The 11,583-nt window shown below is 57.1% G+C and carries 15 protein-coding genes; 3 read left to right on the forward strand and 12 right to left on the reverse strand.

All coding sequences use genetic code 11. The annotated features are described in order from the left end of the window. Window positions 1–79: 79 nt before the first annotated feature. A complete protein-coding gene (locus ACSBQS_RS04925) occupies window positions 80–364 on the reverse strand; it encodes a YciI family protein (protein ID WP_047026300.1) in 285 nt (94 codons plus the stop codon). A gap of 101 nt (window positions 365–465) precedes the next feature. Beyond that, window positions 466–1,386 carry a Kdo(2)-lipid IV(A) acyltransferase gene (locus tag ACSBQS_RS04930; protein WP_025159951.1) on the reverse strand — a complete coding sequence of 307 codons (921 nt, stop codon included), beginning with the start codon at window positions 1,384–1,386 and terminating at the stop codon, window positions 466–468. A 406-nt stretch (window positions 1,387–1,792) separates the two neighbouring features. On the opposite strand from ACSBQS_RS04930, the gene ACSBQS_RS04935 reads away from it, so the two are divergent. After that, window positions 1,793–2,860, forward strand: a complete 1,068-nt coding sequence (locus tag ACSBQS_RS04935; RefSeq protein WP_033638032.1) for a rhodanese-related sulfurtransferase — start codon at window positions 1,793–1,795, stop codon at window positions 2,858–2,860. Between the two features lie 43 nt (window positions 2,861–2,903). On the opposite strand, the gene ACSBQS_RS04940 is transcribed toward ACSBQS_RS04935, so the two are convergent. Beyond that, entirely contained in the window at window positions 2,904–3,482 is a 579-nt protein-coding gene (locus ACSBQS_RS04940; RefSeq protein ID WP_016928208.1) for a YceI family protein, read from the reverse strand. 23 nt (window positions 3,483–3,505) lie between these two features. Further along, a complete protein-coding gene (locus tag ACSBQS_RS04945) occupies window positions 3,506–4,060 on the reverse strand; it encodes a cytochrome b (protein WP_033642671.1) in 555 nt (184 codons plus the stop codon). Between the two features lie 442 nt (window positions 4,061–4,502). Here ACSBQS_RS04945 and ACSBQS_RS04950 point away from each other — a divergent pair, with 442 nt between their 5' ends. After that, window positions 4,503–5,561 (forward strand): AI-2E family transporter, encoded by a 1,059-nt coding sequence (locus ACSBQS_RS04950; protein WP_172755735.1) that lies wholly within the window; start codon window positions 4,503–4,505, stop codon window positions 5,559–5,561. Here ACSBQS_RS04950 and ACSBQS_RS04955 read toward each other — a convergent pair. From ACSBQS_RS04955 to pyrC, 8 genes are all read right to left on the reverse strand, one after another. Then, window positions 5,509–6,513, reverse strand: coding sequence for a zinc-dependent alcohol dehydrogenase family protein (locus ACSBQS_RS04955; protein WP_197666376.1), 1,005 nt, complete (start codon window positions 6,511–6,513; stop codon window positions 5,509–5,511). The genes ACSBQS_RS04950 and ACSBQS_RS04955 overlap by 53 nt on opposite strands. Before the next feature lie 3 nt (window positions 6,514–6,516). Beyond that, window positions 6,517–6,633, reverse strand: a complete 117-nt coding sequence (locus tag ACSBQS_RS04960) for a DUF2770 family protein (protein ID WP_004927822.1) — start codon at window positions 6,631–6,633, stop codon at window positions 6,517–6,519. A gap of 122 nt (window positions 6,634–6,755) precedes the next feature. Then, window positions 6,756–7,382: a LuxR C-terminal-related transcriptional regulator gene (locus ACSBQS_RS04965; RefSeq protein ID WP_033642674.1), complete on the reverse strand. Its 627-nt coding sequence runs from the start codon at window positions 7,380–7,382 to the stop codon at window positions 6,756–6,758. Between the two features lie 216 nt (window positions 7,383–7,598). Beyond that, window positions 7,599–8,714, reverse strand: a complete 1,116-nt coding sequence (gene solA, locus ACSBQS_RS04970) for an N-methyl-L-tryptophan oxidase (protein ID WP_342162891.1) — start codon at window positions 8,712–8,714, stop codon at window positions 7,599–7,601. A 139-nt stretch (window positions 8,715–8,853) separates the two neighbouring features. Beyond that, entirely contained in the window at window positions 8,854–9,108 is a 255-nt protein-coding gene (bssS, locus tag ACSBQS_RS04975) for a biofilm formation regulator BssS (RefSeq protein WP_004927812.1), read from the reverse strand. Window positions 9,109–9,307: 199 nt separating this feature from the next. After that, on the reverse strand, window positions 9,308–9,589 hold the full coding sequence (locus tag ACSBQS_RS04980) for a hypothetical protein (RefSeq protein ID WP_046686854.1): 282 nt from the start codon (window positions 9,587–9,589) through the stop codon (window positions 9,308–9,310). A gap of 130 nt (window positions 9,590–9,719) precedes the next feature. Beyond that, window positions 9,720–9,959, reverse strand: coding sequence for a DNA damage-inducible protein I (gene dinI, locus ACSBQS_RS04985; protein ID WP_033650738.1), 240 nt, complete (start codon window positions 9,957–9,959; stop codon window positions 9,720–9,722). A gap of 75 nt (window positions 9,960–10,034) precedes the next feature. Then, window positions 10,035–11,081: a dihydroorotase gene (gene pyrC / locus ACSBQS_RS04990; RefSeq protein WP_047026294.1), complete on the reverse strand. Its 1,047-nt coding sequence runs from the start codon at window positions 11,079–11,081 to the stop codon at window positions 10,035–10,037. A 213-nt stretch (window positions 11,082–11,294) separates the two neighbouring features. On the opposite strand from pyrC, the gene ACSBQS_RS04995 reads away from it, so the two are divergent. After that, window positions 11,295–11,582: a putative quinol monooxygenase gene (locus ACSBQS_RS04995; RefSeq protein ID WP_025302406.1), complete on the forward strand. Its 288-nt coding sequence runs from the start codon at window positions 11,295–11,297 to the stop codon at window positions 11,580–11,582. Window position 11,583 lies beyond the last annotated feature (1 nt).

Genomic DNA, 11,583 nt, shown 5'->3' on the forward strand with positions numbered 1-11,583 from the left:
TAGGGCAAAAAATGAAATAAAGTTTTAAAAATGGCGTTTAAACCTTATTCCGCGCTTGGCGCGCGGAATTTACAGCGTTTTATAGTCCGGTCAGCGCCTCGAAACCGGCGGCGGTGGTGGTGGCGCTAAAGTCGGTGACCTCGTAGTGGGCCACGGCGTTGAACGGATCTTCGGCCAGGATGGCGTCCAGCCGAGCACGCTCAATGCCTTTGGCCAGGATCACGCCGCCGGTGCGGGGATTCTTGCGGCCGGAGGCGACGAAGGTGCCGTCCTGAAAATATTTCTTAAGCCAGGCGATGTGCCCGTCAAGGTGGCTGTCGACGTCGGCGATCGGGCGATGGTAGGTCAGGCTGACAATGTACATGGCGGCTCCAGGGGTGGCGGCAAAAGCATTACCATCCCACCCTCGCCGGCGATTCTCAAGGGGCGCGCAATAAAAAACCCGCCGCCGGCGGGTTTGCGTGATCAGTACAGCGAAGGCTCGCCTTCCGGGCGGGTCTTGAAGCGGCGGTGCAGCCACATGTATTGGTCCGGCGCCATCAGGATCTCTTTTTCCACCACTTTATTCATGAAGGCGGCGGCGTCGAGTTCGTTGTCCAGCGGGAAGTTTTCCACCGCCGGCTGCATGATCAGCTCATAGCCTTTGCCGTCCGGCAGGCGACGCGGGGTGAACGGAATGATCGCCGGTTTGCCCATCCGCACCAGCACGTAGCTGCCGGTGGTGGTGGCGGCTTTATCCACCGCGAACAGCGGCACGAAAACGCTGCTGCGCGGGCCGTAGTCGTGATCCGGCGCATACCAGATGATATCACCCTGTTTCAGGGCGCGGATCATGCCTTTGACGTCTTTACGATCCAGCATCGATTTGTTGGAACGCATCCGGCCCCAGGTTTGCAGCCAGTCCATCAGCTTGTTGTCGTGCGGGCGGTAAACGCCGATGCCCGGGTTGTGAATGCCAAAAATGCGTGCGCCCAGCTCCAGCGTCAAAAAGTGCAGGCCAATCAGCAACACGCCCTGATGGTTGTCGCGCGCTTTTTGAATGTGCTCCAGGCCGCTGACCTTGAACCAGCGCTCGATGCGCCAGTTCGGCCAGAACCACGCCATGCCGGTTTCAAACAACCCCATGCCGACCGATTCGAAATTCTTTACCACCAGCGCATCGCGTTCAGCCTGCGGCATGTCGGGAAAACAGAGTTCGAGGTTACGTTGGGCGATAACGACGCGCCGCTTGAGAAAGCGCATGGAAAATCGCCCGATCGAGGTGCCGAGCCAGTAGATGACGGGATAAGGCAGCAACACCAGCAGATACAGCAAGCCGATGCCTACCCAGGTCAGCCAGTAGCGCGGGTGCAGTAAGGAGCGATTGAAAGTAGGAACTTGAGTCATGGGTTCTCTGTTTTAATACGGTTGTTTAAGTGTAATGACAGAGTCATAGCATGGTCTGACGGCCGGGTGGGCTCGGTCGCTAGGTTCGTTTCTGCCGATTGTTTGCGACTATTGTGGCATTTTTCTGACGATCCGGGAAAACACAACGCATTAAAATCCCCTTTTGGGCGTTAAATATGCATCGAATGCCGAATTTTTCCACAATGTTTCCTGCCAAAAGCCCATGGCGATATCATTATCAGGAAGGTCAATACGGTGGCATCCGGGATGAGTGCGCGATGCAGGTATGCGCACGCGAGCGCCAGGGCTGCGCGGCGGCGGTTTTTCGGGTATGATGTGCGCCGCGCGCGGGCCGGCTGGCTGCGCGCGGTAATCAGTCACCTCCCGAAAGACAGGAAAGTACACCATGCCAGTGTTACATAACCGAATTTCTAATGAGGAACTGAAGGCGCGCATGCTGGCGGAAACCGAGCCGCGCACCACAGTTTCTTTTTACAAATACTTTTCCATCGACGATCCCAAGGCGTTTCGCGACAGCCTGTACGTTCAGTTCGAAAAACTGAAGGTGTTCGGCCGCATCTACGTGGCGAAAGAGGGCATCAACGCGCAGATCAGCGTGCCGCAGCATAACTTCGACGCGTTCAAAGCCGCGCTGTTCGCCTCGCACCCGGCGTTGGATCAGGTCCGCCTGAATATCGCGCTGGAAGACGACGGCAAATCCTTCTGGGTGCTGCGCCTCAAGGTGCGCGAGCGCATCGTGGCTGACGGCATCGATGACGAGAGCTTCGATCCGAGCAACGTCGGTGAGTATCTGCAGGCCGATCGCGTCAATCAGATGATCGACGATCCGAATACGGTATTCGTCGATATGCGCAATCACTATGAGTACGAAGTCGGCCATTTCGAAAACGCCATCGAGGTGCCGTCGGATACCTTCCGCGATCAGCTGCCGATGGCGGTGGAGATGTTGCAGGACAGCAAAGACAAGAATATCGTCATGTACTGCACCGGCGGCATTCGCTGTGAAAAAGCCAGCGCCTATATGCTGCACAACGGCTTTAAAAACATCTATCACGTGGAAGGCGGGATTATCGAGTACACCCGCAAAGCGAAAGAACAGGGGTTGCCGCTGAAGTTTATCGGCAAAAACTTCGTGTTCGATGAGCGTATGGGTGAGCGCATCTCCGACGATGTGATCGCCAACTGCCACCAGTGCGGCGCGCCGTGCGATACCCATACCAACTGCAAGAACGACGGCTGCCATCTGCTGTTCATTCAGTGCCCGAGCTGCGCCGCCAAGTTTGAAGGATGCTGCAGCGAGATTTGCCGCGAAGAGCTGAAGCTGCCGCGCGAAGAGCAACGCGCGCGCCGTGCCGGCCGCGAAAACGGCGTCAAGATTTTCAATAAATCGAAAGGATTGTTGCAGACCACGATGCACATTCCGGCACCGGAAGAAGAAGGCCCAGCCCGCTGAGCCTGAGGAACCGACAAGCCCGGCCGCCAAGCCGGGCTTTTTTTTATTTCTCGCGCACGCCTTCTACGGAGATGATCAGCTCAACGTCTTGCGACGCCGGGCCAAGATCGGTGGTGATGCCGAAATCTTTCAGCTTGATCTTGCCGTTAGCTTCAAAGCCGGCGCGGTAGCCGCCCCACGGATCGTTGCCCTGGCCAATCAGTTTGGCATCGAGCGTAACCGGTTTGGTGACGCCGTTCAGCGTCAGGTTGCCGACCACCGCGTAACCGTCGCCGCTTTTCTTCACTTCGGTGGATTCAAACTTGGCTTGCTTGTTCTTCTCCACGTTGAGGAACTCGGCGCTGCGCAGGTGCTTGTCGCGCTCGGCGTGGTTGGTGTCGACGCTGGCGGTATTGATGGTCACGTTGACCTTGTCCTTGGACGGATCTTTCTCGTCGAAAGTGAAGCCGCCGTCGAAGTCTTTAAAGCTGCCGTACAGCCAGCTGTAGCCCAGGTGCTGGATGCGGAATTCGATAAAGGCGTGTTGGCCTTGTTTGTCGATCTTGTAGTCTGCCGCCAGTGCGGAACCGGCGCTCAGCAGCAGGGCGCCTGCGGTCAGGCCCAATACGGTCTTTTTCAACATAGCAATCTCCATAAATCCAAAGGTTAATCGGCGCTGCTACCCAGCATCCGTTTCAAAGTGACATCACGATCGATAAAGTGATGTTTAAGCGCGGCCAGCCCGTGCAGTACCGAGAGCACTACCACGGCCCAGGCCAGGTAAAGGTGTATGGCGCCGGCGGTGTCGGCCTGTTCCGCCATGCCGGTCACGGTGGCGGGCACGTTGAACCAGCCGAACACGCTGATCGGTTGGCCGTCTGCGGTGGAGATCAGATAGCCGCTGATCAGAATGCCGAACAACACGGCGTACAGCGCCAGATGCGCGAGGATGGCGCTGACGCGAGTGAGGCGGCCATAGCTGGCCAGCGGTTTGGGCGGCGGTGAGACAAAGCGCCAGACCACGCGGATCACCATCACGATGAACAGCAGCGTGCCGATGCTTTTGTGGATCTCCGGCGCCTGATGGTACCAGACGTCGTAATAGCCCAGCGTGACCATCCACAGGCCGAGTGCGAACATGCCGTACACCGTCAGCGCCACCAGCCAGTGGATCAACACTGACACATGGCCGAAACGATCGGCGGTATTTTTCCAGAGCATCCTGTTTCCTTCGATTACCGATTGGCTGGCTGCAATAATTAAACTTTAGGAAACATAAAATCAATAATAAATTTAACTATGTTACTACTTTGAAATATTAGTCAGTGAATTTGTTCGAGATGTTCGGAGTTAATCAGATAAATCGTTGGAGATAATATTATTTCGCTCACGAGAGGTTCATGCTAGTCATTGAAAAATGGGGCTATTATCTATTAATGTCAGCTTTTGTCATTTTACGTAAGCCCCTCGTGAGTTGCCCGGCGAGATTATTTGTTGGCAAAGGTTATGCCTATTTATTGCGGCGCAGGGCAGGGCGGAAAGATTAACTTTGTCGAACGGTTGCGCTAAATCCCCTGCGGTGCAGCGGCGGATTTTGCTACCATTAGCGCCAAGAGCCGGCGCCCTGGCGCCGGTTAACCCAGTGAAATAACAAGGAAACGTCATGGGCCGAACCCGTGTGACCGACAGCAGCCTGCGTCTGGCCGTCCTGCTGGCGATGTTGGTGATCATTTTGGCCGGGGTGAAAGCCGCCGCCGACATTGTGGTGCCGTTTTTGCTGGCGGTATTTCTCGCCATGGTGCTGAATCCGCTGGTGGCGATGCTGGAGCGTAAACGGGTGCCGCGTATCGTCGGGGTGACACTGCTGGTGACGGCGGTGATCGTGGTCGTGATGCTGTTTATCGGCATGCTGGGGGCTTCGCTGAATGAGTTCGCCCGTTCGCTGCCGCAGTACCGCGGCATGATGATCGAGAAGCTGCGCGAGCTGCAGCATTACGCCGGCCGTTTCAATATCAGCCTTTCCAGCGAAGCGATGCTACAGTATGTCGATCCCAGCGCGGCGATGAATCTGGTCACCCGCATGCTGGGGCATCTGTCTGGCGCGATGACCAACGTCTTCCTGCTGCTGATGACCGTGGTGTTTATGCTGTTCGAAGTGCAGTTGCTGCCTTACAAGCTGCAGCAGGCGCTGGATAAGCCGAACGAGGGGCTCGCCGCGATGCGGCGGGCGCTGGATGGCGTGACGCGCTATCTGGTGATTAAAACCATCATCAGCCTGGCCACGGGGATAATCGTCTGGATCTTCCTGGCGGCGGTCGGCGTGCGTTTTGCCTTTATCTGGGGGCTGCTGGCATTTCTGCTTAACTACATTCCCAACATTGGCTCGGTATTGGCCGCCATTCCGCCGCTGATTCAGGCGCTGTTGTTCAACGGATTAGGAGATGCGCTGGTGGTGGCGGGCGGCTTTATCGCTGTCAACATGGTGATCGGCAATATCCTCGAGCCGCGCGTGATGGGGCGCGGGCTGGGGCTGTCGACGCTGGTGGTGTTCCTGTCGCTGATCTTTTGGGGCTGGCTGCTCGGCCCGGTGGGCATGTTGCTGTCGGTGCCGCTGACGATCGTGGCGCGCATCGCGCTGGAGACCACCGAGGGCGGCTATCGGCTGGCGGTTATCCTGGGGGACGGCCGCCCGCCGCGCCAGCCTCCGGCGGCGCCGGAGTGAGGAATATTTTGCCATTCACGCCGGGCTGGGCGGCGTGCTGCAGCGCCGCTGCGTACTGACGCAAAGGATAAATCGCGGCGGGTGGGCGCAGCGCCAGCTGGCCGCGTCGCAGCAGCAGGAATAACTGATAAAACGCCGTCTGCCATTGCGCCGGCGCTGCCTGTGCGTTCCATTTGCGCAAGTGGAACAGCGAAGCGCGCAGCTTTAACTCGTCCACCACGCGCCGCCAGTCTACCTGGCGGCCGCTCAGCAGGCCCAGCGCCACAAAATCGCCGCCGGTGCGGACCGCCCGTGCCAGCTGCAATCCGTCTTCTCCGCCAATGCAATCGATGGCCGCACGGGCGCCAAAATTCGTCATTTCCGCCAGCTGCGGCGCTTCGATAACGCGCCAGGCGCCGGCGGCCAGCAACGCCTGGCGATGAGCGGCATTGCGCACCACGACCGCCAGACGAATGCCGCGCAGCGCCGTCAGCTGCGCCAGCAGCTGGCTGACAGCGGAGCCGCCGCCGTTGAGCAGCAGTACGTCGCCGGCGCTGAGCGGCAGCCATTGGGTCAACAGCACCCAGCAGGTGAGCGGGTTGATATAGATTTGCGCTGCGCAGGCGTCGTCGATGTCGTCCGGCACCCAGACCACCCGATCTTCAGGCAGCGTGACGAACGTTTGCCAACTGCCGTTACCCGCTACTGCCAGCGCGCGGCGGCCCGTTGAATGCCCATTCTGCGGATTGACGACGACGCCCACGCCTTCATATCCCGGCACCTGAGGAAGGGCGATGCGGTGCGCGTATTGGCCGTGGATCGGGATCAGATCGGAAGGGTTGATCGGGGCATAGCGCATCTGCAATAACCGCTGTCCGGGGCGCAGCAGCGGTCTGCTCGTCTGCTGCAATTCCAGCACCTGGGCGGGATCGCCGAAGCGGTTGAAGCTCAATCGGGGAAATAACGGCGGCATGGATTACATGACGAAGAAGAAATAGACATCCAACGCCAGCAGCACCAGCCACAGACAAAGGTACAGCACCAGATGCTCACGCACATTGTTGACGATAGCCGCCAGTATTCGGTTTAACATTTCAGCCGCCTGAAGAGAAGGACCCTTGATTATAGTCCTTTTCTCGGCGTCATTTATAGCGCGCCGCGCGTGAGTGGCGGGAAAGTGGCGATAAAAAAGCCTGCGTTATCGCAGGCTTGAGGTTACACGGCCAACAGCGCCAGCGGCGTTGAATTCGCCGGCGTGCTCGGCGGGTAGAAATAGCGCAGCACGTTATACAGCGAGTAAAACTCCAGCCGGTTGCGCGCGTTGATCTTTTCCGTGATGTGACGCTTGTGCACATAGACCGTATGGGAGCTGATCTGCAGTTTTTTCGCAATGCGGTAGTTAGGCATCTCTGCCATCCAATACTTCATTACCGTCAGCTCCTGCGGGCTGAACAGGGAACGCTCTTCGCCGTCATCGGCCAGCGCCAGCGGATTCTCGCGCAGCGTGCGTAAGGTGAGCGGCAGAATGCTTTTATTGAACAGAAAAGCGTTATCGGCGATGCGCATTGGCGCTTCGCTGTAAGGGTAAGGTGTGTCGAGATAGATAAACAGCAAGGCGGACTGGCTGGCTTCCATAAAGGCCTGCAGTTGCGCGTCCGCTTCGTTATAGCGGCATTGGTTGCTGAGGTTCACCAGAATGTGGCTCGGCTGAAAGCTGGCCAACAGCGATGTAGCGTATTCAATGCTGTGGCAGCACTTGATCGTCGTGATCCCACTATCAGCAAAGTAGCTGGCTATACCGACCCGGGTGAAGCAGCATTCGTCCACGACAAGTAGTTTCATGGTGACGTCCTTGTTGAAAGCCGATGGAGCATATCTTCTGTAAAATAGGACTTACACTGCAAGTGTTCAATTCGGAAATTCAACTGCTGAATATAAGAAATTTCCGTTATCAGGATTTTTACTTGGTATTTAAAAGAGTTAGCAGGTTAACAAATTGTAACCGCCAAATTTCGCTGTCCAGTGCCAGAGGGGGACTTGGACAGCGAAATCCTTCGCTCAGCTAAATCGTTTCAGACCAAAGCTTGAGACGTCAACCGGCGGCGCTTTGTCCTGCGCGAACAGCGCGGCGATCTCGCCCAGAGCGCTGGCGAACTTGAAGCCGTGGCCGCTCAATCCGCTGATGACCATCAGGCGATCGCAATCCGGCAGGGTATCGATAATAAAGTCTTCGTCGGGGCTCATATCATAGCTGCAGGCTTCACCGTGTAAACATACGCCTACACCCGGCAAAAATTGCCGCAGGAAGGAGAAAACTTCCGTGCCGTCGCTGGCGTAGCTGCCGAAGGGTTTGCGCTGCTCGGGGGCATCCATCGGCTGGCCGCCGTCATGTTTGCCCACTTTCAGGCCGTCGTTATCCGCCGGAAAACCGTAATAGTGCGTGCCGTCTTGCGCTTCGACGGTAAAGGCCGGGAAACGATTGTTCACGCTGTAGCGGCCATCTGCCTGATGCCAGGAGAAGACTTTGCGCAGTGGCGCGATCGGCAGTTGCGGCAACAGCGCTTTGACCCAGGTGCCGGCGGTGATCACCGCTTTTCGCGCCGTGAAACGCCCTTCGCCGGTGATGACCTCAACGCCGCCATCGATGGGTTCTACCGCGTTGACCGGGCAGTTGAACAGCTGGCTGCAGCCGGCTTCTTTCGCCAGCTTGATCAGGCTGGTTATCGCCAGCTCGGCACGCAGGAACCCCGCGTCTGGCTCGAATACGCCGACATAACCTTCCGGTGCTCGGAATTCCGGCCAGCGCTGATTGATCTGTTCGGCGCTGAGGGTTTGCGCGTTCAGGCGGAATTTTTGCGCGCTGAGCTGCGCATTGCGAATGAATTCGGAGTGCTGTGGCCCCAGGTTGAGCACGCCGCACGACTGGAACAGTTCCTCGCCGGATTGTTGAATCAGCGCATTCCACAGCGCCTGCGTGCGCAGCACCAGCGGCACGTACTTTTCGCCTTCGCCGTATGCGTGACGGATAATGCGGGTATCGCCGTGATGGCTGCCGTTTCGGTGCGGAGGGATAGCGCTGTCGATCATCAGCACTTTCAAGCCGGCCCGCGTGGCATAATAGCCTGCCGCCGCGCCGACGGAACCGCTGCCCACCACAATCAAATCATATTCCACGTGCCAACCCTCTCTGATAGCGATTTCTTATGCCCCCATGATAAAAGGTTGGCGGACGCAATGCACTGATTGAACGGCGAAAGGCGAAGAAAAGGCGCCGGGAAAGGTCGCGGCGCCTTAGGGGGGAGGAGACGATGAATCAATGTTTTCTGCGATCAAGATCCTGGTAATCCGTAGCTTCAATCTTGGCGATGCCGGCCTCTAAGATATTGATTAATTGACGGGCGACATCTGTGGTCAGCCAAAGCGTTCGGTCTACTTGGGCTTCTTCGGGCGTTTGGTCTAGTGAAGACAGGTAATGAAGGCGTATCATCATGGCGTCGTAAACGTCGACAGTACTGATATCCCAACCGACAAGCGGGTGCGTCTGAATTACTTCATCATTTCTGTCCATAAAGACCCCTTATTGAGTAGTAACTACCGTGAGTGACTAACGAGGATCAATGCGGCTCATCATCATGAGAGCAATTACAGTATACGCATCCGCTTTCATCGGTGGAGGGGTTGTCACCTAAAATTGCAAAATAAATATTTATTTGAACAATTATTCTACAAATTCGGGTGCGAACGCGCGATGAGTAAAGCCTGTGGCGTTATTCCGCGCCGCCGGTGGGTGGGGCGGAGCCGTGCAGACATTTTTCCAGTTCTTCTGCCAAGTGCGCGAAATGTTTCTGCGTTTCGGCGTCGCGATTCTGGCTTTGCGATTCCAGCCTCAGGCTGTGGATCAGCCGTTGGTTGGCTTTGTCATCCAGGCTGAAGGCCAGGTAAGAGAAGGCCACTTCCAGTACGTTCAAGCGTCTTTTTTGATCGGCAATCAGCGCCAGCAATTCGCCAAACGTCATTGCGTCTTCGGATTTCACCTTGTCCGGGGCCATGCTTACTCCTTTGCGTTAAATACAGCGCTGAGGCGGATTTGGTTCCAGAGTAAGGGTAAGCGATGAATGGGCAGGGCGCCAGAAACAAAAAAGCCGGAGAGCGACCCCCGGCAAAAACAGCATTGCAGTGTTATTCTGCGCTGAACCATTCGTCCGCGCTTTCCCAGGTTTCCTGAAGGATTTCCTCAATCAGATCCCGGTCGGTTTTGGCGCCCCCCAGCACAGAGAGCCCGTTAGCGCCAGCATAACGGACGTGCACGACGGCGCCTGGAAACTGGCGATTGACCCGTTTGCCCAGCTCGCCGGTCAGCGCCTCAATGGCGCCCGACGGCAGCGGCCGGGTTTTATCTATAGTGACTTCAACACGCATAATTGCCCCCGAAGCGATTTACTGTTTATTTATACAGTTAACCGTAAGCGAGGGCAAGAGGGCGAAGCAAAAATATCAGCCTTTCAGCGACCAGTTCAGGGTTTCGCCGGCCAGGAATGGGATCACGGATTCATTGCCCAGGGCGATCTCTTCCGGCTGGGTGGTCGGCACGCGCTGCAGTTCGATGAAGTCTTCGTTGAGCGGCAGGCCATAGAAGCGTGGGCCGTTGAGCGAGCAGAAGGCCTCGAAGTGCTCCAACGCGCCGAGCTGTTCGAAGACGGCAGCGTAAGCCGGGATCGCATTCGGCGCATTGAAGCAGCCGGCGCAGCCGCAGCTGGACTCTTTGCGATGCTTGAGGTGCGGCGCGGAGTCGGTGCCGAGGAAGAAACGGTCCGAGCCGCTGGCCACCGCCTGACGCAGCGCTTCCTGATGGACGTTGCGCTTGAGGATCGGCAGGCAGAACAGGTGTGGGCGAATGCCGCCGACCAGCATGTGGTTGCGGTTGAACATCAGGTGCTGCGGGGTGATGGTGGCGCCGAGGAAACGGTTGCCTGCCTGCACGTACTGCGCCGCTTCTTTGGTGGTGATGTGTTCGAAGACGATTTTCAGTTCCGGGAAGTGACGGCGGATAGGCTCCATCACCTGTTCGATAAAGCGCGCCTCGCGGTCGAAAATATCGACGGCAGGATCGGTCACTTCACCGTGGATCAGCAGCGGCATGCCGATTTTTTGCATTTGCTCGAACAGCGGGTAAATGCCGGTCACGTCGCTGACGCCGTGGCTGGAGTTGGTGGTGGCGTTGGCCGGATACAGCTTGGCGGCGGTAAACACCCCTTGTTCGAAACCGCTGACCAGTTCACTGGCCGCCAGAGAGTTGGTCAGGTAACAGGTCATCAGCGGAGTAAAGTTGTGACCCTGCGGCACCGCCGCCAGAATCCGATCGCGGTAGGCGCGCGCGGCGGCCACGGTCGTCACGGGCGGAACCAGGTTCGGCATCACGATCGCCCGGCCAAATACCTGGCTGGTATAGGGCACCACCGTTTTCAGCATCTCATCGTCACGCAGGTGGATATGCCAGTCGTCTGGGCGGCGGATTTTCAGAACTTGAGGTTGTGCGGTCATCTAGCTAGGCTCCGGCGGTCAAATACGTCTAATGAAAAGCGAATAATGGGTTTATTCACGCCGGGGTGTAAGGATAAGCGGAAAGTGCCGCAGATGCATCTGTTTGTTGGCGACAAGTTGAAATCAACGGCGCAGCAGGCGCATAGTGACAATGATTTCAACGATGCCGACGCCAATAGCGTCGACTTTCATCAAGTGGAAAGGGAGAAAACAATGGAAGTACGCGTTATCGCCACCCTGCAAGCGAAAGCGGGATTTGAGGCCGCAGTCAGTGAAGCGGTGCACGACATTCTCGAGCCGAGCCGCCAGGAGCTGGGCAACCTGCAATATGATTTGCATCGCGATCTGGAAAAGCCGGGCACCTTCGTGTTCTTCGAGCGTTGGGCCAGCAGCGAAGCGCTGGATAAGCATAATGAGACGGCGCATTTTCAGCAGTTCGTCAGTCGACTTGACGGCAAGTTGGATGTTCTGGACATCAAAAAACTGAAAAAGATCGCCTGAG

This window comes from Serratia sp. H402Y (assembly GCF_051172415.1).
Classification (GTDB): Bacteria; Pseudomonadota; Gammaproteobacteria; order Enterobacterales; family Enterobacteriaceae; genus Serratia; species Serratia ureilytica.

Bases quoted from the DNA above. Each gene is read 5' to 3' on its own strand.
- ACSBQS_RS04925 (WP_047026300.1), bottom strand. From the start codon at position 364: ATGTACATTGTCAGCCTGACCTACCATCGCCCGATCGCCGACGTCGAC.
- ACSBQS_RS04930 (WP_025159951.1), bottom strand. From the start codon at position 1,386: ATGACTCAAGTTCCTACTTTCAATCGCTCCTTACTGCACCCGCGCTAC.
- ACSBQS_RS04935 (WP_033638032.1), top strand. From the start codon at position 1,793: ATGCCAGTGTTACATAACCGAATTTCTAATGAGGAACTGAAGGCGCGC.
- ACSBQS_RS04940 (WP_016928208.1), bottom strand. From the start codon at position 3,482: ATGTTGAAAAAGACCGTATTGGGCCTGACCGCAGGCGCCCTGCTGCTG.
- ACSBQS_RS04945 (WP_033642671.1), bottom strand. From the start codon at position 4,060: ATGCTCTGGAAAAATACCGCCGATCGTTTCGGCCATGTGTCAGTGTTG.
- ACSBQS_RS04950 (WP_172755735.1), top strand. From the start codon at position 4,503: ATGGGCCGAACCCGTGTGACCGACAGCAGCCTGCGTCTGGCCGTCCTG.
- ACSBQS_RS04955 (WP_197666376.1), bottom strand. From the start codon at position 6,513: ATGCCGCCGTTATTTCCCCGATTGAGCTTCAACCGCTTCGGCGATCCC.
- ACSBQS_RS04960 (WP_004927822.1), bottom strand. From the start codon at position 6,633: ATGTTAAACCGAATACTGGCGGCTATCGTCAACAATGTGCGTGAGCAT.
- ACSBQS_RS04965 (WP_033642674.1), bottom strand. From the start codon at position 7,382: ATGAAACTACTTGTCGTGGACGAATGCTGCTTCACCCGGGTCGGTATA.
- bssS (WP_004927812.1), bottom strand. From the start codon at position 9,108: ATGGACAGAAATGATGAAGTAATTCAGACGCACCCGCTTGTCGGTTGG.
- ACSBQS_RS04980 (WP_046686854.1), bottom strand. From the start codon at position 9,589: ATGGCCCCGGACAAGGTGAAATCCGAAGACGCAATGACGTTTGGCGAA.
- dinI (WP_033650738.1), bottom strand. From the start codon at position 9,959: ATGCGTGTTGAAGTCACTATAGATAAAACCCGGCCGCTGCCGTCGGGC.
- pyrC (WP_047026294.1), bottom strand. From the start codon at position 11,081: ATGACCGCACAACCTCAAGTTCTGAAAATCCGCCGCCCAGACGACTGG.
- ACSBQS_RS04995 (WP_025302406.1), top strand. From the start codon at position 11,295: ATGGAAGTACGCGTTATCGCCACCCTGCAAGCGAAAGCGGGATTTGAG.